18 protein-coding genes and 1 pseudogene are annotated in these 21,269 nt (G+C 73.0%); 6 read left to right on the top strand and 13 right to left on the bottom strand.

The annotated features are described in order from the left end of the window. Positions 1–58: 58 nt before the first annotated feature. The 9 genes from ACIQ87_RS01620 to ACIQ87_RS01580 all read right to left on the bottom strand — a co-directional run bounded on the left by ACIQ87_RS01620 (position 59) and on the right by ACIQ87_RS01580 (position 10,224). Positions 59–1,234, bottom strand: a complete 1,176-nt coding sequence (locus ACIQ87_RS01620; protein ID WP_402399884.1) for an agmatine deiminase family protein — start codon at positions 1,232–1,234, stop codon at positions 59–61. 114 nt (positions 1,235–1,348) lie between these two features. Then, positions 1,349–2,284: a DUF4436 family protein gene (locus ACIQ87_RS01615; protein WP_402399882.1), complete on the bottom strand. Its 936-nt coding sequence runs from the start codon at positions 2,282–2,284 to the stop codon at positions 1,349–1,351. 126 nt (positions 2,285–2,410) lie between these two features. Beyond that, a complete protein-coding gene (locus ACIQ87_RS01610) occupies positions 2,411–3,208 on the bottom strand; it encodes an ABC transporter ATP-binding protein (RefSeq protein WP_402399880.1) in 798 nt (265 codons plus the stop codon). After that, a complete protein-coding gene (locus ACIQ87_RS01605; RefSeq protein WP_402399879.1) occupies positions 3,201–4,157 on the bottom strand; it encodes an ABC transporter ATP-binding protein in 957 nt (318 codons plus the stop codon). The genes ACIQ87_RS01610 and ACIQ87_RS01605 overlap by 8 nt, the downstream gene beginning before the upstream one ends. A 43-nt stretch (positions 4,158–4,200) precedes the next feature. After that, on the bottom strand, positions 4,201–5,073 hold the full coding sequence (locus ACIQ87_RS01600; protein WP_402399877.1) for an ABC transporter permease: 873 nt from the start codon (positions 5,071–5,073) through the stop codon (positions 4,201–4,203). Next, the gene (locus tag ACIQ87_RS01595; RefSeq protein ID WP_402400024.1) at positions 5,070–6,029 is read right to left on the bottom strand and encodes an ABC transporter permease; all 960 of its coding nucleotides are present in this window, start codon (positions 6,027–6,029) and stop codon (positions 5,070–5,072) included. Before ACIQ87_RS01595 ends, ACIQ87_RS01600 begins: the two co-directional genes overlap by 4 nt. A 14-nt stretch (positions 6,030–6,043) precedes the next feature. Continuing rightward, a complete protein-coding gene (locus tag ACIQ87_RS01590) occupies positions 6,044–7,696 on the bottom strand; it encodes an ABC transporter substrate-binding protein (RefSeq protein WP_402399874.1) in 1,653 nt (550 codons plus the stop codon). A 160-nt stretch (positions 7,697–7,856) separates the two neighbouring features. Further along, a complete protein-coding gene (locus tag ACIQ87_RS01585) occupies positions 7,857–8,876 on the bottom strand; it encodes an agmatine/peptidylarginine deiminase (RefSeq protein WP_402399871.1) in 1,020 nt (339 codons plus the stop codon). Positions 8,877–8,976: 100 nt separating this feature from the next. Beyond that, on the bottom strand, positions 8,977–10,224 hold the full coding sequence (locus tag ACIQ87_RS01580) for an agmatine deiminase family protein (protein WP_402399869.1): 1,248 nt from the start codon (positions 10,222–10,224) through the stop codon (positions 8,977–8,979). A gap of 162 nt (positions 10,225–10,386) precedes the next feature. Here ACIQ87_RS01580 and ACIQ87_RS01575 point away from each other — a divergent pair, with 162 nt between their 5' ends. Both ACIQ87_RS01575 and ACIQ87_RS01570 read left to right on the top strand, forming a co-directional pair. Further along, on the top strand, positions 10,387–11,022 hold the full coding sequence (locus tag ACIQ87_RS01575) for a TetR/AcrR family transcriptional regulator (RefSeq protein WP_402399866.1): 636 nt from the start codon (positions 10,387–10,389) through the stop codon (positions 11,020–11,022). 101 nt (positions 11,023–11,123) lie between these two features. Then, positions 11,124–12,845, top strand: coding sequence for a protein kinase (locus ACIQ87_RS01570; RefSeq protein ID WP_402399863.1), 1,722 nt, complete (start codon positions 11,124–11,126; stop codon positions 12,843–12,845). On the opposite strand, the gene tatA is transcribed toward ACIQ87_RS01570, so the two are convergent. Continuing rightward, positions 12,808–13,212, bottom strand: coding sequence for a Sec-independent protein translocase subunit TatA (gene tatA / locus ACIQ87_RS01565; RefSeq protein ID WP_402399860.1), 405 nt, complete (start codon positions 13,210–13,212; stop codon positions 12,808–12,810). The two genes, ACIQ87_RS01570 and tatA, sit on opposite strands and share 38 nt — an antisense overlap. 253 nt (positions 13,213–13,465) lie before the next feature. On the opposite strand from tatA, the gene ACIQ87_RS01560 reads away from it, so the two are divergent. The 3 genes and pseudogenes from ACIQ87_RS01560 to ACIQ87_RS01550 form a co-directional block, all read left to right on the top strand. Beyond that, positions 13,466–14,656 (top strand): agmatine/peptidylarginine deiminase, encoded by a 1,191-nt coding sequence (locus ACIQ87_RS01560; protein ID WP_402399857.1) that lies wholly within the window; start codon positions 13,466–13,468, stop codon positions 14,654–14,656. 50 nt (positions 14,657–14,706) lie between these two features. Then, the gene (gene ureA, locus ACIQ87_RS01555; RefSeq protein WP_402399855.1) at positions 14,707–15,429 is read left to right on the top strand and encodes an urease subunit gamma; all 723 of its coding nucleotides are present in this window, start codon (positions 14,707–14,709) and stop codon (positions 15,427–15,429) included. Beyond that, positions 15,426–15,617, top strand: a pseudogene (locus ACIQ87_RS01550) (urease subunit alpha); the annotation flags it as partial. The gene ureA and the pseudogene ACIQ87_RS01550, both read left to right, overlap by 4 nt. On the opposite strand, the gene ACIQ87_RS01545 reads toward ACIQ87_RS01550, so the two are convergent. Continuing rightward, a complete protein-coding gene (locus ACIQ87_RS01545; protein WP_402399852.1) occupies positions 15,602–16,576 on the bottom strand; it encodes a LysR family transcriptional regulator in 975 nt (324 codons plus the stop codon). The pseudogene ACIQ87_RS01550 and the gene ACIQ87_RS01545 sit on opposite strands and share 16 nt — an antisense overlap. Before the next feature lie 264 nt (positions 16,577–16,840). Here ACIQ87_RS01545 and ACIQ87_RS01540 point away from each other — a divergent pair, with 264 nt between their 5' ends. Beyond that, complete coding sequence (locus ACIQ87_RS01540; protein WP_402399849.1) at positions 16,841–18,280, top strand: MFS transporter; 1,440 nt, start codon at positions 16,841–16,843, stop codon at positions 18,278–18,280. A gap of 430 nt (positions 18,281–18,710) precedes the next feature. On the opposite strand, the gene ACIQ87_RS01535 is transcribed toward ACIQ87_RS01540, so the two are convergent. Both ACIQ87_RS01535 and ACIQ87_RS01530 read right to left on the bottom strand, forming a co-directional pair. Beyond that, positions 18,711–19,361: a fasciclin domain-containing protein gene (locus ACIQ87_RS01535; protein WP_402399847.1), complete on the bottom strand. Its 651-nt coding sequence runs from the start codon at positions 19,359–19,361 to the stop codon at positions 18,711–18,713. Between the two features lie 111 nt (positions 19,362–19,472). After that, positions 19,473–21,134: a molybdopterin-dependent oxidoreductase gene (locus tag ACIQ87_RS01530; protein ID WP_402399844.1), complete on the bottom strand. Its 1,662-nt coding sequence runs from the start codon at positions 21,132–21,134 to the stop codon at positions 19,473–19,475. Between the last annotated feature and the right edge of the window lie 135 nt (positions 21,135–21,269).

The raw sequence follows: 21,269 nt of genomic DNA, 5'->3' as shown, positions 1-21,269 counted from the left end.
CGGTCGTCACGACCTGTCATGACGGCCTGTCATGACGGCCCCCCGCCACACCCCCTCGTCACGATCCCGACGTCATGGTCCCGGCGGCGGGCTGCTGCTGGGTGGCGCAGTGGATGCCGCCGCCGCCCGCGGCGATGTGGTTGATGGTCAGCTGGGTGACCTTGCGGCCGGGGTGGAGGTCGCCGATGATGCCGGCCGCCCGGTCGTCCGCGGCCTTGTCGCCGAAGCGCGGGACGATGACGCCGCCGTTGCAGACGTAGTAGTTGATGTAGGTGGCGAGGAAGTTCTTGCCCGCGCCCTGGAGCAGGCCGAGGTCCGGCTCGGGGAGGTCGACCACCTTGAGCGTCCGGCCCCTGGCGTCGGTCGCGGACTGCAGCACCTGGAGGGCCTGCGCGGAGGCGCTGGTCCAGACGTCCGGCGGGGTGTCGGCGGCCGGGCGGTGCAGCACGACGGTGCCGGGCTCGGCGAAGCGGGCCAGGGCGTCGACGTGGCAGTCGGTGATGTCCTGCCCGGCGACGCCCTTGAACCAGATCACCTTCTCGACGCCGAGCAGCTCCTTGAGGCTCGCCCCGACCTGGTCGCGGCTCTTGCCGGGGTTGCGGTTGTCGTTGACCCAGGAGCTCTCGGTGGCCATCAGGGTGCCCTCGCCGTCCACCTCGATGCCACCACCCTCACCGGTGATCGGCGCCTGGAGGCGGGTGATGCCGTAGTGGTCGAGGAGGTTGCGGGCGGCCTGGCTGTCGTTGGCGTGGGTCTGCTTGCCGCCCCAGCCGTTGAAGTTGAAGTCGACCCCGGCGAGGCCCTGGGAGCCGGTGACGAAGGTCGGGCCGGTGTCCCGGGCCCACAGGTCGTCGACCATCAGCTCCAGCACCTCGACCGAGGAGCCACAGGCCTGGCGTGCCTGGTCGGCCTGGTCGGGCCTGGCCAGCAGGACGACCGGTTCGAAGCCCGCGACGGCCTGGGCCAGCGAGGCGATGTCCTGCCGGACGCCGGGGAGTTGGTCGCCCCACACCTCCTCCAGGGCCGGCCAGGCCATGAAGGTGCGGGTGTGCGGGCTCGACTCGGCGGGCATCGCCCTCCCGGCGGCGGCCGGGCCGCTGCCCGAGGCCACGCCGCTCGGCCCGGGCTGCTCCTCCGCGCCGCCGTCGGAGGAGCAACCGCCGGCCAGGGCCAGGGCGGCGAGCGCGGCCGCGGACTGCAGGAGGGCGCGGCGGGACGGCCGGGGGTGAGCCATGGATCCTCGTTCCGGTGGGTGTCGGGGTTCGGCTCCGCAGGCTACTGACAGGAAGATCAGGATCCGGCGCGGCGCGCCTCCGCCGTTCGGCGAATCCACCCACCCGCCGTCCGCTCAGGAGGCGTCGGCGGCCTCTGCGTCCTCCCGTTCGCGGCGCAGCCGGTGCTCGGTGCGGATGCCGCACCACGCGGTGCAGGCCAGGCTCGCGGCGATGATCCCCTCGGCCCAGAAGAACGCCACGTAGTCCATCAGCGAGCCGATCGGCGGCGAGCCGGGGGCGGCGTTGCGCATGCCGATCAGGGCGAAGAGGCTCGCCGCCATCCAGCCCAGGGAGGGCCAGACCAGCCCCTCGCGCTTGCGGTAGAGCACCTCGGCGGCGCCGAGGACGGCCAGGGCGATGGCCCACATCGCGGCGATCATGAACCAGGAGAGGATGAAGGTGCTGCGGGAGCGGGTGATCCTGGCGTCCAGGGTCACGCTGCCGGTGGCCGAGGCCTTGGCCTGCGGGCGCACCACGAAGAACGGGTCGGTGTCGGTGAAGACCAGGCCGACCGGGACGGCCTTGCCGCCGCTGGTGGCGCTGAACCCGACCTCGGTGCGGTAGCGGTCGAAGGGGTAGTCGGTCTTGGTGCCCTCGTACAGGCCGACCTGGACGGCCTGGGCGGCCGCGCTCTCGCCCTCGGCGGCCTTGATGGTGGCCTTGGGGAGGCCGGCCAGGGTGATCTCGACCGGGCGGGCGAAGGCCTGGGAGTCCGGTTCGGCGGCGAGCTTGCCGTGCGGGACGGGCGTGACGTAGAGCGTCAGCTGCTGGCCCGTCGGGTCGACATCCTGGGCGGTGACGTCCAGTTCGATCCAGTCGGGGGCCGACGGGATCGCCAGCTCCCTGGTCTGCTCGCGGGTGTTGCGTTCGTTGAGGTACAGCCCGATGCCCGCTCCGCAGAGGGTGATGACCACCGCCAGGACGGCGGTGAACCGCCAGTGGCGGCGGCGTCGGGAGGCCGGGCGCACGGCCGGTTCGGTCGCGGCGGTTTCGTCGGTGGTGACCTGCACGGTCGTCCTTTCTGCGGCGGAACGCGCCGGGCCGGCAGGGTCGCTGCCGGTCCGGCGCCGTCCGCCGGTGGTGCTCGTTCACCCGGGACCCGGCAGGTCCCACCACCTGTCGGGGCCCGGGCCGTCTCACAGTGCGCGGCGCGCGGCGGCGATCCGGTCGGGATCCCAGCCGGGCCGGGGGACGGACTCCAGCAGCAGCCTGGTGTAGGCGTGCTCGGGGGAGTCCAGGACGTGGGCGGTGGGGCCGGATTCGACGATCCGTCCGTGGCGCATCACGACGACCTCGTCGGTGACGCAGCGGACCACGCCGAGGTCGTGGGTGATGAAGAGGTAGCCGATGCCGGTCTCCTCGCGGATGTCGGCGAGCAGGTTGAGCACCTGCGCCTGGACCGAGACGTCCAGGGCGGCGACCGCCTCGTCCAGGACCAGGACGGCCGGTCGCACGGCCAGCGCCCGGGCGATGGCGACGCGCTGGCGCTGGCCGCCGGAGAGCTGCCGGGGCAGTGCCTCGGCGGCCCGGGTGCCCAGGCCGACCTGGTCGAGGAGTTCCCGGATCCGGGCCGGGTGGTCGGTGTCGGGGAAGTGCAGCCGCAGGGTCTCGCGGAGCACGGCCTCGACGCTGGTGCGCGGGTCCAGGGAGAGGTACGGGTCCTGGAAGACCATCTGGACCTCGCGGGCGCGGGCCAGCCGTTCGGCCCTCCCCCGCGCCCGGCCGCTCCGGGCCCGGCCGTGGACCAGCACTTCGCCCGCGTCGGCCTGTTCGAGGCCGACCACGATGCGGGCGGTGGTGGTCTTGCCCGAGCCGGACTCGCCGACGATGCCGAGCGAGGCGCCGGCATCGAGGGTGAAGGAGACGTCGTCCACGGCCCGCACGGAGCCGAAGGTGCGGCGCAGTCCGCTGACCCGCAGGACGGGCTCAGCCATCGGTGCGGCTCCCTTCGAGCGGGTGGTGGCAGGCGGCCGGGTGCTCGCCCTGCTGCACGGGCACCTGCTCGCGGCAGATCCCGGTCGCGTGGCGGCAGCGTTCGGCGAACGCGCAGCCGGTCAACTCCCTCCGCAGGTCCGGTGGTTGGCCGTCGATGGCGGCGAGCCGGCCGGCCGGGGCGTCCAGTGCGGGGGTGGCGGCGAGCAGCGCGGCGGTGTACGGGTGGCGGGGCCGCTCGAACAGCGCTGCGGCGGGGCCGTGCTCAACGATCCGCCCGGCGTACATCACGGAGACCCGGTCGCTGATCGCGGCGGCGAGGCCGAGGTCGTGGGTGACGAACAGCAGGCCGGTGCCGAAGCGTTCGCGCAGGCGGCCGAGCAGGGCGACCACCTCCGCCTGGCTGGTGACGTCGAGCGCGGTGGTGGGCTCGTCGGCCAGCAGCAGGACCGGGTCGCCCATCAGGGCGGCGGCGATCATGACGCGTTGCAGCATGCCGCCGGAGAGCTGTCCGGGGTAGCGGCGCAGCAGTTCCGGTCCGAGGCCGACGGCGTCGAGGAGTTCCACGGCCCGCCGGTCGGCCTCCGCGGCGCTCATCGCCCCGGTGAGCCGCACGCTCTCGGTGAGGAAGTCGCCGATCCGGCGCAGCGGGTTGATGGCGGCCCGGGGGTCCTGGAAGATCATCGCGGCCCGGCCGGTGCGCAGGGCGCGCAGCCGGCCGGGGTCCATGGTCAGGACGTCCTGGCCGCCGACCAGGATCTTGCCCTCGGCCTCGGCGCCTGGTGGCAACAGGCCGAGGGCGGCGCGGGAGGTGAGGGTCTTGCCGGAGCCGGACTCGCCGACCAGGGCGACCGTCTCGCCGGCACCGACGGTGAGGTCGACGCCGTCGAGGACGGGGCGGGCGGTGCCGGGCAGTCGGAGCCGGAGGCCCTGGATGTCGAGGGCGTTCACGCGGTCCCTCCGGTGGTGCGGTGGTCGTTCATGTGCTTCCCGTTCATGCGGACCTCCGGGCGACCTGGTCGGCCCAGCGTTCGCCGACCACGTTGAAGGCGACGACGGTGAGCACGATCAGGGCGCACGGCAGGATCGCGGAGAGCGGGTAGCCGTGCTGGATCGCGGTCTGGCCGTCGAAGACCATCCGGCCCCAGTCGGGGGTGAGGGCGGGGACGCCGAGTCCGAGGAAGGAGAGGCCGGCGAGGTCCATCAGGGCGTAGCCGAAGTTGACGGCGGACTGGGCGAGGACGATCGGCGCGATGTTGGGCAGGACGTGCCGCAGGCAGATCTGCACCGCGGAGTGGCCCTGGACCTGGTACGCGGAGACGTAGGGGCGGGTCCGTTCGGCCAGCACCAGCGAGCGGGTGAGGCGGGAGACGTAGGGCAGGTAGGCGATCGCCAGGGCGACGACGGGGGCAAGCAGGCCCTCCCCGTACACCGAGACGATCAGGATGGCGAGCAGCATGCCGGGGAAGGCGAAGACCAGTTCGGTGCTGCGGGACAGGACGGAGTCGAGCCAGCCGCCCCGCCAGCCGGCGGCGAGGCCGACCGCGATGCCGGCGACGGTGGAGAAGACCACCACGCCGAGCGGGCCGAGCAGCGAGGTGCGGGCGCCGGTCAGCAGCCGGGAGAGGGTGTCGCGCCCGGCGGCGTCGACGCCGAGCAGGTGGTCGGGCGAGGGCCCGGCGAGTGCGTTGCCGAGGTCGACGCCGTTCGGGTCGTACGGCGCCAGCCAGGGCGCGAGCAGCGCGGCGAGCACCACCAGGGCGGCGAAGCCGAGGCAGATCAGGTGGAGCGGGCCGCCGGCGGACTTGATCCGGGCGAGGCCGGGGCGGCGGGTGAGGCCCGGCCGTTGGGTGAGACCGGTACTCATGCGTCGGACCTCCTGGAGCCGAGGGTGACCCGGGGGTCGACCAGCGGGTGGAGCAGGTCGACGATCAGGTTCACGGTCATGAACAGGGCGACGATGATCAGTGAGATGGCCTGGACGGTCGGGAAGTCCTTGGTGGTGGTGGACAGTTCGAGCAGCTGGCCGAGCCCGCCGACGCTGAACGCGGACTCCACCAGGATCGTGCAGACCAGCAGGGTGGAGACGATCAGGCCGCCGGTGGTCAGCACGGTGCCCAGCGCGTTGCGGAACACGTGGCGGCTGATCACCTCGCGCTCCGGGACGCCCCGGCTGCGGGCCACGGTGACGTGCTCGCCCTCCAGGGCCTCCAGCATCGCCGAGCGGGTGACCCGGGCGAGCATGCCGATCAGGTACAGCGCGAGGGCGATCGCCGGGAGGGTGAGGTGCCAGAGCATGTCGCCGAGGCCGTCCCCGGCGCCGCTGGTCGGGAACCAGCCCAGCTTCACCGCGAACAGGCCCTGGAGCAGGACGGCCGCGACGAAGGAAGGCGTGCCGAGGGCGAAGGTGGTGGTGACCAGGATGGTGGAGTCGGTCGCGCCGCCGCGCACCGCGCCGAGCCGGCCGAGCAGCAGGCCGACGACAACCACGACCACCAGGGCCATGACCACCAGCAGCATCGTCGCCGGGAGCCGGTCGGCCAGCAGCTTGGAGACATCGGTGCGGTAGGTGATGGAGCGCCCGAAGTCGCCCTGGAGGACCTGGCCCAGCCACCGGAGGTAGCGGACCAGGAACGGGTCGTCCAGGTGGTACTGCTCGTTGATCGCCTGGAGGGCCTCCGGGGAGGCCGACCGGCCGGACAGCAGGAAGCTCGCCGGGTTGCCCGGCGCCAGGTACATCGCGCCGAACACCACGAAGGACGCGCCGAGCAGGGTGGCCGCCATCTCCAGCAGGCGCCGGGCCGCGCACCTCAGGAAGCCCATCGCTCCGGGGGAGTTCACCGGGCGGCCCCCACGTCGGCGGCCCACGGGTAGTACATGTACGAGATGGTGGTCGGGGCGCCGGTGATCCGCTTGTTGAGGAAGAGGGCGGTGGGCCACTCGGCGACCGGGATCCAGAGCAGCTGCCGGGAGGCGGTCTGCTGGAGCTGGGCCTCGATCGTGGCGCGCTTGGCCGGGTCGTACTCGGCGGTGGCCTGGTCGACCAGGGCGTCGTAGGCCTGGTCGCTGTAGCCGCCGAAGTTCTGGTAGGCGCCGGTCTTGAAGTTGGTGAGCAGGTCGAGCGGGTCGGTCACCGAGTCGTAGTAGGTCTCGGGGATGAGGTCCAGGCCCTCGCGGGCCTTGGGGTCGGTGAACAGCGCGGTGAAGGCGTTCGGGGCGATGGTCTTGAGCTGGATGTTCAGCCCGATCTGCGCGCCGGCGGACTGGACGGCGGTGGCGAGCAGCGAGACGTCCTGGCCGATGGTGCTGGTGGCGACGGCTATGGTCTTGCCGTTCGCCCCGGCTTCCTTGATCAGGGCCTTGGCCTGGTCGAGGTCCTGGGCGGTGGGGGTGAGGTGATCGAAGGCGCTCTCGCGGACGTCGTCGGGGGCCCCGGCCCAGGCGGCCTTGGTGGTGAGCGAGCCGGTGACGGTGCCGGCGCCGGCCAGGCCGGTCCTGACGAAGCCGGAGCGGTCGAGCGCCAGGGACAGCGCCTTGCGGACCCGGACGTCGCCGAGCGCGCCCTGCATGTTGGTGACGTTGAGGTTGACGGTGCTCAGGCCCTCGCCGAAGTACAGCGTGCCCGGGCCGGTCTCCTTCAGCCGGTCGTAGCTCTCGGTGGGGATCAGGTAGCCGCCGTCGACCTCACCGCTGAGCATCGCGTTGGTGCGGGCGGAGGGGTCGGTGAGGAAGCGGAAGACGGCCTTCTTGGCCTTGGCCTTGGTGCCCCGGTAGTCGTCGAACCGCTCCAGCACGATCGACTGGCCCTTGGCCCAGGCGCCCAGCTTGAAGGGCCCGGTGCAGTCCAGGCTGCCGGCGGTGCCGTAGTCCTTGCCCGCCGACTCCACCCCGGCCTTGGCGGCGACCACGCCGGCGGCCGTGGCCATGTACTGCGGGAACTGGGAGTCGGGGCGCTTGAGCTTGACGGTGACCTGCAGCGGGCCGGTCGCGGTGACCGAGTCGACGTTCTGGAACACCTGGGCCCAGGCCGCCGCGTTGTCCGGGTTGGTCTGGCGGCCGAAGCTGTAGACCACGTCGTCGGCGGTCATCACCGAGCCGTCGTGGAAGTGCACGCCGGAGCGCAGGTCGTAGACCCAGGTGACCGGGTCCGGGTTCGAGGCCTTCTCGGCCAGTCCGGGGGCCAGGGTGAGCTGGGGCGTCCAGCGCATCAGGCTCTCGCAGACGTTGGACAGGATGGTGTTCTGCGGGTAGTCGAAGGCCTGGACGTAGTCGAGCGTGGGCGGCTCGGCGTAGGTGGCCCAGGTGAAGGAGTCGATGTCGCCCTTGGCGGTCGGCGTGGTGGCGGAGAGCTGGACGCCGGCCTGGTCGCCGCCGCCGTTGCGCGGCGGGCCGGAGCAGGCCGCGACCAGGGCCGCGGCCGAGAGCAGGGCCGTGGCGGCGAGGACGAGCCGGCCCGGGGAGGGGATGCGTCTCGCGGGGGTGAGGGTCATGGGGGTGGGCTTTCGGTCGGAGCGGAGAGAGGACGTGGGGCCGCGCGGTCTCGCGGGCGTCCGGTCCGGACCGCTGGCGGCCGGACCATGGTCGGGTCCGGCCGCTGGTGAGGGTTGGGTGGGCGTACGGCCCTGCTTCCGGGCGGCCGCGCAGGGGACGTCAGGCGCGGGCGGCCGGGACCTGCTGGGTGATGCAGTGGATGCCGCCGCCGCCCCAGGCGATCACCCGGGAGCGGACGCCGACGACCTTGCGGCCCGGGTACGCCCCGGCCAGCACGGCGAGGGCGCCCTCGTCGGCGGGGTGGTCGGCCACCGGGACGACGACCGCGCCGTTGGCCAGGTAGTAGTTGAGGTAGCCGACCTCGACCTCGCGGCCGTCCACCTCGACGAAGGCGGCCTGCGGCACGTCGACGATCTCGAACGGGCGGCCCTGGGCGTCGGTGGAGTGCTCCAGCACGGCGCGGTTGGCCCGCATCCGGGCGTAGTCGGGGTGCTCCGGGTCGGCCGGGAGCTGGACGACGACCTTGCCGGGGGCGGCGAAGGCGCAGACACCGTCCACGTGGCCGTCGGTCTCGGTGTCCAGCAGCCCGCCGTAGGGCAGCCAGATCACCTTGGTGACACCGAGGCGCTGCTTGAGCTCGGCCTCGATCTCCTCGCGGCTCATGCCGGGGTTGCGGTTGGGGTGCAGCAGGCACTGCTCGGTGGTGATCAGGGTGCCCTCGCCGTCGACGGTGATCGCGCCGCCCTCGAGGATCATCTCGGAGCGGACGGCCGGGACGTCGAGGTGCTCCAGCAGCAGGCCGCTGATCCGGTCGTCGGCGTCCCAGGGGTGGTGCTTGCCGCCCCAGGCGTTGAAGCGGAAGTCCACGCCGGCCCGGCGGCCCTCGGCGTCGAGCACGAAGATCGGCGCGGAGTCGCGGAACCAGGAGTCGTCCAGCGGCAGCTCGACGACGGTGACTCCGGCGGCGCCCGCGCCGCACAGGGCACGTGCCTCCTCGCCGTGGCCGGGCGGGGCGACCATCGTCACCGGCTCGAACTCGGCTATGGTGCGGGCGACTTCGGCGTACTCGCGCTTCACCTCGGCGAGCGTGGCGCCCCACAGGTCCTCACGGACGGGCCAGGCCATCAGGCAGCCCTCGTGCTCGGTCCACTCGGCGGGCATGCGGTACTGGACGGTCACGGGATACCTCTTCGGGATCGGGTGTGCGGGTGGAACGGTGGACCCGGCGGCCCGCTCCGTGGGGTTGGCCTGCGGGCCGCCGGGAGTCTCGGGTGGTGACTCAGACGGCCGGCGGGACGCTGGGCTGGGACTGGGTCGCGCAGTGGATGCCGCCACCGCCGCCGGCGATGTTGTCGATGTTCAGCTGGACGACGTCGCGGTCCGGGTAGGCGGCCTGGAGAATCGCGTAGGCGGCTCCGTCGGCCACCGCGTCGCCGAACTGCGGGACGAACACGGCGCCGTTGGCGGTGTAGTAGTTGGTGTAGCTGGACAGGAAGTCCTTGCCCCTGCCGCGGATCGACTGCCGGTCCGGGCCAGGCAGTTCCGTGATGGCCAGCGGGCGGCCCTGCGCGTCGGTGGCGTTCGCCAGGATCCGCTTGGACTCCTGGTAGACGTCGATCCAGATCTGCGCGGTGCCCGGGCCGGGCTGGTCGAGGATGACCCGGCCGGGCGCGGTGAAGCGGGCCAGGCAGTCGATGTGGCCGTCGGTGATGTCCTGGCCGGCCAGGCCCGGGAGCCAGATCACCTTGCTCACGCCGAGGCCGTCCTTGAGGGCCTGCTCGACCTGGTCCTGGGACATGCCGGGGTTGCGGTTGGCGTTGACCAGCGAGCTGACGGTGGCCAGCAGGGTGCCCTGGCCGTCCGTCTCCAGCGAGCCGCCCTCGCCGGTGAACGGGGCGGTGATCCGGTTGACGCCGTAGCCGTGGAGCAGGGTGGCCGCGACGGCGGCGTCCTCGGCGTAGGGCTGGTAGTAGGACGTACCGCTCTTGCCCCAGCCGTTGAAGTTGGTGTCCAGCCCGGCGACCGCGCCCGGGGCGGTGAGGAAGGTCGGGCCGAAGTCCCGGATCCACAGGTCGTCGTTGGCGATCTCCAGCACGGTGATGCCGTGGGTGCTGCCCCGGCCCAGCCAGTACCGGGCGTCGGCGGCCTGGCTCGGGCGGGCCACCACGACGACCGGCTCGTACTTGGAGATCGCGTAGGCGACCCGGGCGATGTCGTCGCGGACGCCGGAGAGCTGTCGGCCCCAGATCGTGGACAGGGCGGGCCAGGCCATGAAGGTGCGGTCGTGCCGGTCGGTCTCGGCCGGCATCCGCAGCGGCGGAGTGGCTGTGGCCGCCTGGAGACCGGCGCTCGACGCGTAGTCCGTGCTCGGAGCGAGGTCGCCCGGGGCGTAGTCGGTGCTCGCCGCGTGAGCGGCGGTGGGCAGTACCGCGCCGAGGGCCAACACCGGCAGGGCCGCGGCTCCGAACTGGAGCAGCTTTCTGCGCGAGGGCATGGGGGTGGCCTCGGAAGACGTGGGGATGATCATGAAACGCTCCCTGGAAGTGGTGGGAGAGGTGTGGGGGTTGCCCCGCATCCTGTACCTCACTGAAAATTCAGTCAACCCTGTAGGCCGAACAAAACCAAAGGGACTGACAAAGTAGTCAGGATTCCGTCAAGACCGCATCCGGGGCGGGTACAGTTGGCGTCCATGTCAGACCGCCGGACAGCGATACTCCAGGCCGCCACCCGTGTCATCGCCCGACGCGGGGTGCGCGGACTGCGGATGGGCGAGCTGGCCTCCGAGGCCGGCGTGTCCACCGCACTGATCTACTACCACTTCACCGACCGGGCGGGGATCCTGCGGCAGACACTGGAGTACATCGGCGACCGCGCCGACCACTACACCGCCGAGGACCGCCCCGCCCCCGACCAGGGCCACAACCAGCCCAAGGACCCGCGCGCCGACCTCGAACAGGTCCTGCTGCTGGAGCTCCAGGACACCACCGAGGTCCGCGAGAACAGCACCGCCTGGGGCGAGCTGCGGGCTACCGCCGTGTTCGAACCGGAGCTGCGGCAGGACCTCGCCCGCAGCACCCACGGCTGGGTCCACGACATCGCCGGCCTGCTCTCCCAGGCCGCCCCGGACGGCACCGCCCCCTCCCACACGGCCACCGCCGAACGCCTGACCGCACTGGTGGAAGGCCTCAGCGTGCGCTGGCTGAGCGGTTCGCTGCCGATCGAGCAGGCGCGCCGGCTGCTCCGCGGCGCGATCGAGGCCGAGTTGGACGCCCCGCGACCGGGTCGGGCAGCCCCGGTCGCCGGGGGCGGATTCGGCGGATCCTGACGAAACCTCTAAACTCTGCGGCGCCAGCGAGCCGTCGCCTGCCCACCCAGGGCCTGGACGGCTCCGCGTCCCGTCCCTGTCCGCCGAGAGAGGCAGCCCGCATGTCCGCTGACCGATCCCCCTTCGCCCTCCAGCCGGTCTTCCAGGAGCTGACCGCGGACGACCCGCGCGAGATCGGCGGCCACCTGCTGTACGCACGGCTCGGCGCCGGCGGCATGGGCCGGGTCTACCTGGCGTACACCCCGGGCGGTCGGCCGGTGGCGCTCAAGGTGGTCCGGCCCGAGCTGGCCGAGGACCCCGAGTTCCGGGCCCGGTTCGCCCAGGAGGTGGCCAGCGCCCGGCGCATCCACGGCCTGTTCACCGCCCAGCTGATCGACGCCGGCCCGGACGCCGCCACGCCGTGGCTGGCCACCACCTACGTGCCGGGCCCGTCCCTGCAGCAGCTGGTGCAGCGCTTCGGCCCGCTCCCCGAACGGACCGTCCTGCTGCTGCTGGCCGGCATCGCCGAAGCGCTCCAGGCGATCCACGCCAGCGGGGTGGTCCACCGCGACCTCAAGCCGGCCAACGTGCTGATCGCCGCCGACGGCCCCCGGGTGATCGACTTCGGCATCGCCCGCGCGGCCGACGCCAGCGCGCTGACCGGCACCGGACTGCGGATCGGCTCGCCCGCCTACATGGCCCCCGAGCAGGCCATGGGACAGGGCGCGACACCGGCCACCGACGTGTACGCCCTGGGCGCCCTCGGCGTCCACGTCGCGGGCGGCACCCCGCCCTTCGGCGACGGACCGGACCCGGCGGCGCTCTACCGGACGGTCCACGAGGAGCCCGACCTCGACCGGGTCCCGGAGAGCCTTCGCGAACTGCTCCGGCAATGCCTGGCCAAACGGCCGGAGGACCGGCCGACCACCGCCGAGGTGATCGCCGCCGCCCGCAACCACCCGGCGGTGGGCGGGCAGCTCCGATTCGGCGAGGACTGGCTGCCGTACCCGCTGACCAGCCAGATCACCCGGCACGCCGACCTGCCCCAGGTGCCCGCCGAGGCCGCCCGCCCCGGCCTGGACTCGGCCCCGACGGTCCTCGCGCCATCGGCCGGGCCGACGCCCACCCTGCTCTCCGCCACGCCCGCCCCGGTGGCGGCCTCCGCCGCACGCCTGCCCGGCCCCGGCGCGGCGCCGGGGCCGGGCAGGCGTGCGGACGCGAAGCCGGACGCGCGGTCGAAGCGGGCTCTCGGACGTACCGCGCTGATGGCTGCCGTCGCCCTGGCCCTCGGCGCCGCGGCGGCGGTGTTCGTGCTGGACGACCCGGAGCCGGTGGAGGCGGCGACGGCCGAAGCCCCGGTGTCCGACTCCCCCGTGCCCGGCGCACCCTCCGCCTCGTCGACGCCCGGCGGATCCCCGGGCCCCGCGACGGCCTCGCCGACCCGCCCGGCGCCGTCGGCACCCGCCGCCGACTACACGGTGGACTACCGGGCGGTCGAGCTCACCTCGACGGACCCCGGGTACGAGTTCGACCTGGCCTCGGGCACGGTGGTGCCGACCGAGAGCGCGAGCTGGTACGTCGGGCGCACCGACAGCGAGTTCCTCATCCCGGAGACCTCCGACTCCTACATCGGCCGGGGCGCCGGTCTCGGCGTCGCCGAGTGCCTCCAGGGGCTCGGCAGCCGTCCCACCGCGCGGCTGCCGTTCAGCGCGGTCGGCGCGCGCGGCTCCTTCTGCGTCCGGTCCGCGGACGGCAAGGAACTCGCGGTGGTCCGGGTGCTGTCGACGGCCGGCGCTGACGGACCGGTCAGAGTGTCGCTCGACCACTACCGCCGCAACGGCTGACCCGGTCGGCACGGCCGAGAGCCCGTCGTCCCTCCTCCACTCGGTGGTGAGGGCGACGGGCTCTCGGCGCTTCCGGCGTCGCGACGGGACCGGTCGGAGCGTCCGCCCCCGGATCGGCCGCTCCGGGGGCGGACGCTCCAGTGACGGGCGCGCCGGCCGCGGGCGCTCCGGCAGCGGGCGCGCCGGCAGCGGGCGCGCCGGCGGCGGGCGGGTCCTCCTCCCGCATGGCCGCCGTCTCCGCCCTGAGGATGCGCATCGACTTGCCCAGTCCGCGCGCCATGTCGGGCAGCTTCTTGGTTCCGAAGAGCAGTACCACGACCGCCAGCACTATCAGGAGGTGCCAGGGCTCCAGACCATTGCGCAGCATCTCCGCCTCACCCGGCCTTTCATCGTCGGGACCGGAACCGCGTGGGCGGCCCGGGTCGTCTCGGGGTGGTTCGGTGGCCTCACCGTAGAGCTTGACTGATTTTTCAGTCAATGCGAGAGTTCAGTCCCGGCGCTGCCGACCGCGCCCGTCGACTCACGGCCCCGACCACTCGCGTCCGCCGATCCGCCGCCGACCGCCGCCTGCGCACAGCCACCGCACCTAGATCCGCCCTCGGCCCCCACCGGAGATCACCGTGTCCCAGTCCTCCCTCGCCCGCCGCACGGTGCTGCGCTCCCTCGCCGGTGCCGGTGTGCTCGCCCTCGGCGTGACCGCCTGCGCCGCCGACGAAAGCCCGGCCGAGCCGGCCGCCCCGTCCTCCGGTGCCGCCGAGCCGCCGTCCGGGCCGGCCTCGGCGAACCCCTCGGCGCCCGCCCCCGCGCACGGGCGCCGGCTCGGCGGCGAGTGGGAGAAGCACGAGCGGACCTTCATGTCCTGGCCCGCCTCCGAGAACGTCTGGGGCGAGCAGCTCGACTCCGTCCGGAAGGACATCGCCGCCGTGGCCCGGGCCATCGGTCAGCGCGAGCCGCTGGTCCTGCTGGTCCGTCCCGGCCAGGAGGACTCGGCCCGCAACGCCTGCGGCAAGGACGTCGAGCTGCTGTCCGTCCCGGTGGACGACCTGTGGGCCCGCGACACCGTTCCGGTGTTCGTCGAGGAAGGCGGAAAGATCAAGGGCGTCGACTTCAACTTCAGCGGCTGGGGCGGCAAGCAGGAGCACGGCAATGACGCCCGGATCGCCCGGGCGGTGCTGGACACGTACGGGATCGAACGGGTCGCGACCCAGCTGGTCGCCGAGGGCGGCTCCTTCGAGAGCGACGGCCAGGGGACGCTGCTGGTCACCGAGAGCTCGGTGGTCAACGCCAACCGCAATCCGGGCCTCGACCGCGACCACGTCGAGGCCGAGCTCAAGCAGGCCCTGGGCGTCACCAAGGTGATCTGGCTGGCGGGAGTCAAGGGCAAGGACATCACCGACGCCCACGTCGACTGCCTGGCCCGCTTCGCCGCACCCGGCGTCGTCTTCCTGGACCGGGCCTTCCCCGGCACCCCGGCGGACGTCTGGTCCCGCGCGGCCGACCAGGCCCGCGCCGTGCTGGCGGAGGCGACCGACGCAACCGGCAAGCAGCTGAAGGTCGTTGAGGTCAGCCAACCCGACCCGGACAAGATCACCGGGCGCGGTGACGCCTTCGTCTCCTCGTACATGAACTTCTACATCGGCAACAAGGGCGTGTACCTGCCGAAGTTCGGCGACTCCCGGGCCGACGGGCACGCCCAGGAGGTGTTCAAGGACCAGTTCCCGGACCGCGAGATCGTCCCCCTACAGATCGACACCATCGCGTCCGGCGGCGGTGGCATCCACTGCTCCACCCACGACCAGCCCGCCGTCTGACGCCGCCTCGCCACCCCGCCGTCCCGCCGCCCCAAGGGAGAACCGACCCCGTGCAGCTGACCCCCACCGAACGCGACCGGCTGCTGATCTTCACTGCCGCCGAACTCGCCCGTGCCCGCCGCGCTCGCGGCCTGCGGCTCAACATCCCCGAGGCCACCGCGCTGATCTCGGACACCGTCTGCGAGGCCGCCCGCGACGGCCTGCGGCTGACCGAGGCCGTCGCGCGCGGGCGGGCGGTCCTCTCCCCCGACGACGTACTCCCCGGCGTGCCGGACCTGGTCACCGAGATCCAGGTCGAGGCGGTGTTCGAGGACGGCACCCGCCTCGCCGTGATCGCCGACCCGTTCGGCGGCGGCGGTCTCGGCGAGGCGGCGCCCGGCGCCGTCCTCCTCGCCGATCACAGCGACCCCACCCCACGCCCGGTACGCACGGTGGCCGTGCGCAACACCGCCGAGGTGCCGGTCTCGGTCACCTCGCACTTCCACTTCTTCGAGGCCAACCCGCGCCTGGACTTCGACCGCGCCGCCGCGTACGGGATGCACCTGGCCGTCCCGGACGGCTCCTCGGTGCGCTTCGACCCGGGCACGGACGTCGAGGTCGGGCTGGTCCCGATCGGCGGCGAGCGAGTCGCGATCGGCTTCGCCGGGCTCGTGGACGGACCCCTGGACTCGCCCCGCGTCCGGCGGGAGGCACTGCGCCGAGTGGCCGAACAGGGCTACCTCGGGGCGAACCGTGACAACGAGGCAGGCCAGGCGGAGGAGAGCCGGCGATGAGCAGCAGCAGCGAGTCGATCGAGGCGGCCGAGTACGCCGCTGTGCACGGCCCGCGGACCGGCGACCGGGTCCGACTCGGGGACAGCGGGCTGGTCGTCCGCGTCGAGTCCGACTCCCAGCGGCCGGGCGACGAGTTCCTGGTGGGCCGCGCGAAGCCGCCGCGGACCGGTGGCTACGGGGCTGCTGCTGACCGGCCGGTGGCCGGCAGTGTGTCGCGATCGGGCTGCGGGAGCCACCAGTTGGCGGCCGGAGGCCGGTGCCAGGAGCGGGTCCGGGCGTAGGTGTGGATGAGCTCCAGGACCTGGTTGACGGCGGGGTGCGCGGTGGCGGTGTTCCAGACGGCGTGCCAGGGGTAGAGCGGGACGGGGTCGGTCAGCGGGCGGGCGGTGAGGCCCTCGGGAAGGTGGACGGCGGCGAGGCCGAAGGCCGGCTGGCGCAGTGCCTGGACGGCCGCCTGGGCGGAGGTGCGGCCGTGCCCGCGTACGCGGGTGGCCACCGTCAGGCCGAAGGCTTCGACGGCCTGGTCGACCCAGTCGCGCCACTCGGCGGACTCGTCCGCGGCGTGGACCAGGAGCGGATGTTCGGCGAGGACGGCCAGAGGTACCTCGTCCAGGGCCGCGAGGGGGTGGTCGGCGGGGACGATGACGCCGATGGGTTCCAGCCCGACCGGCATGGTGGCGAGGGTGGCTCCGAGGGGGCTGCCGAGGCCGTGCGGGCGGCCGAAGGCGAGGTCGAGGTCGCCTCTGAGCAGCCGGGGCACGGCTGCGGCCAGGCCGTGGCTCTGCACCACTTCGAACGGCAGGTCCGGGGTCTGGGCACGCAGGTGGTGGATCAGGAGCGTGGAGGGAAGGCCCTCGGTGAGGACATCGATGCGCAGGGGTGCGCGGGTGTGGGTGACCTCGTCGACCAGCCGTTCGGCGTCGTGGAGAAGGCGTCGCCCGCGCCGTACGAGGGTCTCCCCCGCCGGGGTGAGGGCGACGTGGCGGCGGTCGCGGGTGAACAGCGGGACGCCGAGGCGTTTCTCCAGGGCCCTGATCTGGGCGGAGAGGGTTTGCTGGGCGATGGCGAGCCTGCTCGCGGCCCGGCCGAAGTGGAGTTCGTCGGCGAGGGTGACGGCGTAGCGCACCTGGCGCAGGTCGAGGTCCACCCTTCCACCGTAACAGTCTGAGGCTGTCACGTGGTCGACAAAGAGTGTTGGACTGGGGACATGTTGCGGCCGTTGACTAGCAGGGTGAGAAGCGCCGGAGGAGCGCAAACCAAAGGAACTCTCCGCATTCGACCAATGAATCAAGGGCCGGGGGCCGTCGACCACCAGGCCGGAAGCCGGCTGATCAGGCCCCTGCACCACTGGCAGAACCAGCCGACCGCCTGACCCCCCACTCCCCGCCCGTCCCTCCTGGAGCCCCCACCCATGCCCCGCACATCCGACCGTCCGCACCACAACGTGACCTTCGCCGTCCTGCTCGTCGGCATCGTCGCGTACTCACTGCTGCAGTCCCTGGTGGTCCCGGTCCTGCCCACCCTGATGGAGCACCTGCAGACCAGCCAGTCCACCGCGACCTGGCTGATGACCGCCAACCTGCTGTCCGCCTCCGTCGCCACCCCGATCCTCGGCCGCATCGGCGACAAGGTCGGCAAGGAGCGGATGCTGGCCGTCACCCTCACCGCGCTGACCGCCGGATCGGCACTGGCCGGCGCGTCCCACTCGATCGGCCTGATGATCGTCGCCCGCGTCATCCAGGGCTTCGGCGGCGCCGTCGTCCCGCTCGCGTTCGGCATCATCCGCGACGAGTTCCCCGCCGCCAAGGTACGCGGGGCAGTCGGCGCCGCCGCCGCACTGACCGCCGTCGGGGCCGGACTCGGGCTGGTCGTGGCCGGGCCGATCGTCGACCACCTCGACTACCACTGGCTGTTCTGGCTCCCGATGGCCCTGACGGCGCTGGCCACCATCGCCACCCACCTCTTCGTCCCGGAATCCCCCGTCCGCACATCGGGCCGGATCAACTGGGGCGCGGCGGCGCTGCTGTCCGCCTGGCTGGTCACCCTGCTGCTGGCCGTCAGCGAGGGATCGGAATGGGGCTGGGCCTCCAAGCGCATCCTCGCCCTGTTCGCCGCCGCCGTCGTCCTGGCCGGCTACTGGATCCGCGTCGAACTGCGCTCCGACGCGCCGCTCATCGACATGCGGATGATGCGCATCCCTGCCGTGTGGACCACCAACCTGGTCGCGCTGCTGTTCGGCGTCGGGATGTACACCACGATGACGTTCCTGCCCCAACTGGTGCAGACCCCGCAGAAGTTCGCGGGCTACGGTTTCAGCGCGAGCGTGACCCAGTCCGGCTTCTACATGCTGCCGATGACGATCGGCATGTTCGCCCTCGGCGTCCTGGCCAGCCCGCTCGCCGCGCGCTTCGGCTCCAAGCACGTCCTGATCGGCGGCAGCGCGATCACCGTCGCACCGTTCGTCCTGCTGGCCATCAGCCACGACCACGCCTGGCAGATCTACACCGCCTCGGCCCTGGTCGGCGTCGGCCTCGGCCTCGCCTTCTCCGCCATGTCCGCCATCGTCGTCGAGGCCGTCCCACCCTCCCAGACCGGCGCGGCCAGCGGCATGAACGCCAACATCCGCACCATCGGCGGCGCGATCGGCAGCGCGGTGGCGGCCAGCATCCTCTCCTCCGGGATCACGGCCACCCATCCATTCCCCAAGGACTCCGGCTACACCGGCACCTTCTGGTTCCTGACCGTCACCGCACTGCTCGCCGCCGCGGCGGCCTTCACCATCCCCACGGCCAGGCGCACCCGCAGGCTGCAGGCCGTGGGCAAGCCCCGGCACGCCGCATCCCACCGGTAACCACCGTCAAGGACCCGACCGCCAACACCCGGCACAGGCCGGTGCCCGCTCCGAGGAGTGGGCACCGGCCTGTGCCGTGGGTCGCGTTCCCGAACCTCCGTATCGTGAACGCCGCCGCCTCGCCGCCCTCCCGCAACGCCCCTCCGCCTGACCGTCCTCGCCGCAGCCGTCCTCACCGCAGACGCCAATAGGAACAACTCCGAGGCCGAACAGCGCGAGGAAGGGAACGCGATCCCCTTCCGGAATCCCAGGCCCTGAGACACCCCTGACTCGGTGCAGGGGCCGCACCGGAACGGGCGGGTGGCAGCGCCGAGCCACGTCCGGCTCGGCGCCGCCACCACGACAACCCTGCCCAGAGGGCCTCCCACAGAACTACCAGAGGGCTCGTGGCTGTGCCGCCCAGCTCGTGGGCGGCACAGCCATCTGGTCGTCAGGAGGCGGGCATGAGGACGGTGTCGACGATGTAGACGGTGGCGTTGGCGGTCTGGACGTTGCCGCACAGAACCTTTGCGTTGCCGTTGACGGTGAAGTCCTCCCCCGAGCCGCTGACCTCGGCCTCGCCGCCCTGGAGGGTCTTGTGGCTGCCGGGCAGGGCGGTCGGCGCAAGGCGGTTGGGGGTGACGTGGTAGGTGAGGATCTTGGTGAGCTTGTCCTTGTCGGCGAGGACCGCGTCCAGCGCCGCCTTGGGCAGCTTGGCGAAGGCGTCGTTGGTCGGAGCGAACACGGTGATGTTCTGCGCTGAGTTGAGCGTGTCCACGAGGCCGGCCTGCTTCACCGCCGTCACCAGCGTGGAGAGCAGCGGGTTGTTGGACGCAGCGGTCGCGACCGGGTCCTTCGCCATGCCGGCGAAGGACCCGGCCCCGTCCTTGGGGACAGCCGCGCACGCGGCGCCGAACGGCTGGTCCGCCACCTGCTCGACGGGAGCGGTCGCCTGTGCGGTCTGCGAGACGGCGGCGGTGGCGGAGGCCTTGTCCATGGCCGAACCGCCGCCGCTGCTGCTGCAGGCGCTCAGGCCGAGCACGAGCGCACCGGCCACCAGGACGGTGGCAACGGAGGAACGGCGGATGCTGGTCAGCGACATGCGATATCTCCTGGGACGAATCGGTGGGTGTGCGGCAGTTCGTGATCATCCGGGCGGCATGGACGCCACCCGAAGCCTTGAGGGGTGCCCGCCTGGGGGCCGGGCGGGCCGTCAGGTGACGGTGACGACGGTGCTGTGCCAGCCGGTCGCGCCGGCCGGGAACGGGGATGCGCGCCGCTCGGCTTGGACCGCGCCCGCGGCGTCGGTGGCGCGGACCTCGATGCGGTGGGTGCCGGGCGTCGCGCCGCTCCAGGTGCGGGACCACTGGCGCCAGAGGTCGGGTCCGCCGTCGGCGGCGAGCCGCGCGGTCTGCCAGGGTCCGCCGTCGACGCGTACCTCGACGGCGGCGATCCCCCGGTGGGTGGCCCAGGCGGTTCCGGCGAGCGTGACGTCCCCGGCCGGGACCCGGGCGAACGGGGCGGGCACCTCGATGCGCGATGCGGCGCGTACCTCGCCGCGCCGGTCCCAGCCGCGCCGGACCCAGTACGGGGTGTAAGCGGCGAAGGTGGTGACGTCCAGGTCGACCAGCCACTTGGTGGCGGAGGTGTAGCCGTAGAAGCCGGGGACGACGGTGCGGCAGGGGAAGCCGTGGGCCACCGGCAGCGCCTCGCCGTTCATCGCGACCGCGAGCAGCGCCCGGCGGCCGTCGAGGACCGGCTCCAGGGGGGTGCCGATGGTCATGCCGTCCTGGGAGCGGCCCACCAGCTGGTCCGCGCCCGACCGGACGCCCGCGCGCCGCAGCAGCGCGGGCAGCGAGGCGCCGAGCCAACGGGTGGTGCCGACGTAGGGGCCGCCGACCTCGTTGGAGACGCAGGACAGGGTGTGGTCGAGTTCCTGGAGCGGAAGGCGCAGTAGGTCGTCGAAGGTGAGCAGGAGCGGGCGGTCGACCATGCCGTGGATGCGCAGCGACCAGTGGCGGGGGTCGATGCGGGGCAGGGTGAGGGCGGTGTCGACCCGGTAGAAGTCGGCGTTCGGGGTGGTGAACGGCGACAGGCCGGGGACTGCCGGGTGCAGTCCGGTGGGCAGCGTGGAGAGCGGGTCGGCGGGTGGCGGGATCCGCACGGACGCCCTGGCGGTGCCGATGTCGTAACGGCGATCGGAGATGGCTCTTCCGCCGAAACCGGCGACGGCGCCGAGGGCGAGTGCGCCGCCGGTTGCGACCAGGGCGGTGCGGCGGCTGGTGGCGGCTGCGGGACGTGCGGGGCCGTGCCGCTCTGTGCCGGGCCGGCCCGCCTCGGCCTCAGGTGCCGCGGCTGTAGTCGGCTCGGGGGCCGGTGGTACGGCGGCCCGGGGTCGGGTGGCTGAGCCGAGGAGGTGCGCCAGGAGCAGTGTCGTGGCGGCTCCGACGAGGCCGGCCACCACGGCGGGTGCCGCGTCGGCGGGCGCGGCGCCGGGTCGCGACAGTGCGGCCCAGACTCCGACCATCCCGAAGAGGGCGAAAACCGCGGCGTCGAGAATCGGACGGCGGGCGGCGAGGAGTCCGGCGAGGACCGCGAGCAGTGCCATGGTCACGTAGATCCCGCCGAGCAGGACCGGCTTGTCGTTCGTGCCGAAGGTGCGGACCGCGTACTCCTTGAGCGCAGTGGGCGTCAGGTCGATCGCCGCCGAGCCCACCGCGTACACCGGATCGGTGTCGGGCCCGGTGAAGGCGGCGACCAGATCGCCGGCGCCCACGGCCGCCGCCGCGGCGGCGAGCCCGGTGGCGGCAGCGGCTGCGGCCCGGGGGATCCTGGCCCGAAGGGGGCGCCGTGGGGTGGGTTTCTGACTGCTCACGTCGGCCATTCGGGGCGCGGTGGCGGCCGGATGGGTGGCGCTTTCGCGTTCACCCCCAAGGGTGAACGCGGCTCGCCGTGAAGGAGGGCCTGCCGGTGAGGGTGCGAAGGCGCCGTGGTGCGCCCGGCGTTCCCT

It is taken from the genome of Kitasatospora sp. NPDC096204, assembly GCF_044763205.1.
Lineage (GTDB): Bacteria > Actinomycetota > Actinomycetes > Streptomycetales > Streptomycetaceae > Kitasatospora.
The sequence above is the reverse complement of the archived record's forward strand: the minus strand, read 5'-3'. Positions and strand labels throughout refer to the sequence as shown.

What these genes read in the sequence shown, in the direction of transcription:
- ACIQ87_RS01620 (WP_402399884.1), bottom strand. Translation starts at nt 1,234, where the DNA reads ATGGCTCACCCCCGGCCGTCCCGCCGCGCCCTCCTGCAGTCCGCGGCC.
- ACIQ87_RS01610 (WP_402399880.1), bottom strand. Translation starts at nt 3,208, where the DNA reads ATGGCTGAGCCCGTCCTGCGGGTCAGCGGACTGCGCCGCACCTTCGGC.
- ACIQ87_RS01600 (WP_402399877.1), bottom strand. Translation starts at nt 5,073, where the DNA reads ATGAGTACCGGTCTCACCCAACGGCCGGGCCTCACCCGCCGCCCCGGC.
- ACIQ87_RS01595 (WP_402400024.1), bottom strand. Translation starts at nt 6,029, where the DNA reads ATGGGCTTCCTGAGGTGCGCGGCCCGGCGCCTGCTGGAGATGGCGGCC.
- ACIQ87_RS01590 (WP_402399874.1), bottom strand. Translation starts at nt 7,696, where the DNA reads ATGACCCTCACCCCCGCGAGACGCATCCCCTCCCCGGGCCGGCTCGTC.
- ACIQ87_RS01580 (WP_402399869.1), bottom strand. Translation starts at nt 10,224, where the DNA reads ATGATCATCCCCACGTCTTCCGAGGCCACCCCCATGCCCTCGCGCAGA.
- ACIQ87_RS01575 (WP_402399866.1), top strand. Translation starts at nt 10,387, where the DNA reads ATGTCAGACCGCCGGACAGCGATACTCCAGGCCGCCACCCGTGTCATC.
- ACIQ87_RS01570 (WP_402399863.1), top strand. Translation starts at nt 11,124, where the DNA reads ATGTCCGCTGACCGATCCCCCTTCGCCCTCCAGCCGGTCTTCCAGGAG.
- tatA (WP_402399860.1), bottom strand. Translation starts at nt 13,212, where the DNA reads ATGCTGCGCAATGGTCTGGAGCCCTGGCACCTCCTGATAGTGCTGGCG.
- ACIQ87_RS01540 (WP_402399849.1), top strand. Translation starts at nt 16,841, where the DNA reads ATGCCCCGCACATCCGACCGTCCGCACCACAACGTGACCTTCGCCGTC.
- ACIQ87_RS01535 (WP_402399847.1), bottom strand. Translation starts at nt 19,361, where the DNA reads ATGTCGCTGACCAGCATCCGCCGTTCCTCCGTTGCCACCGTCCTGGTG.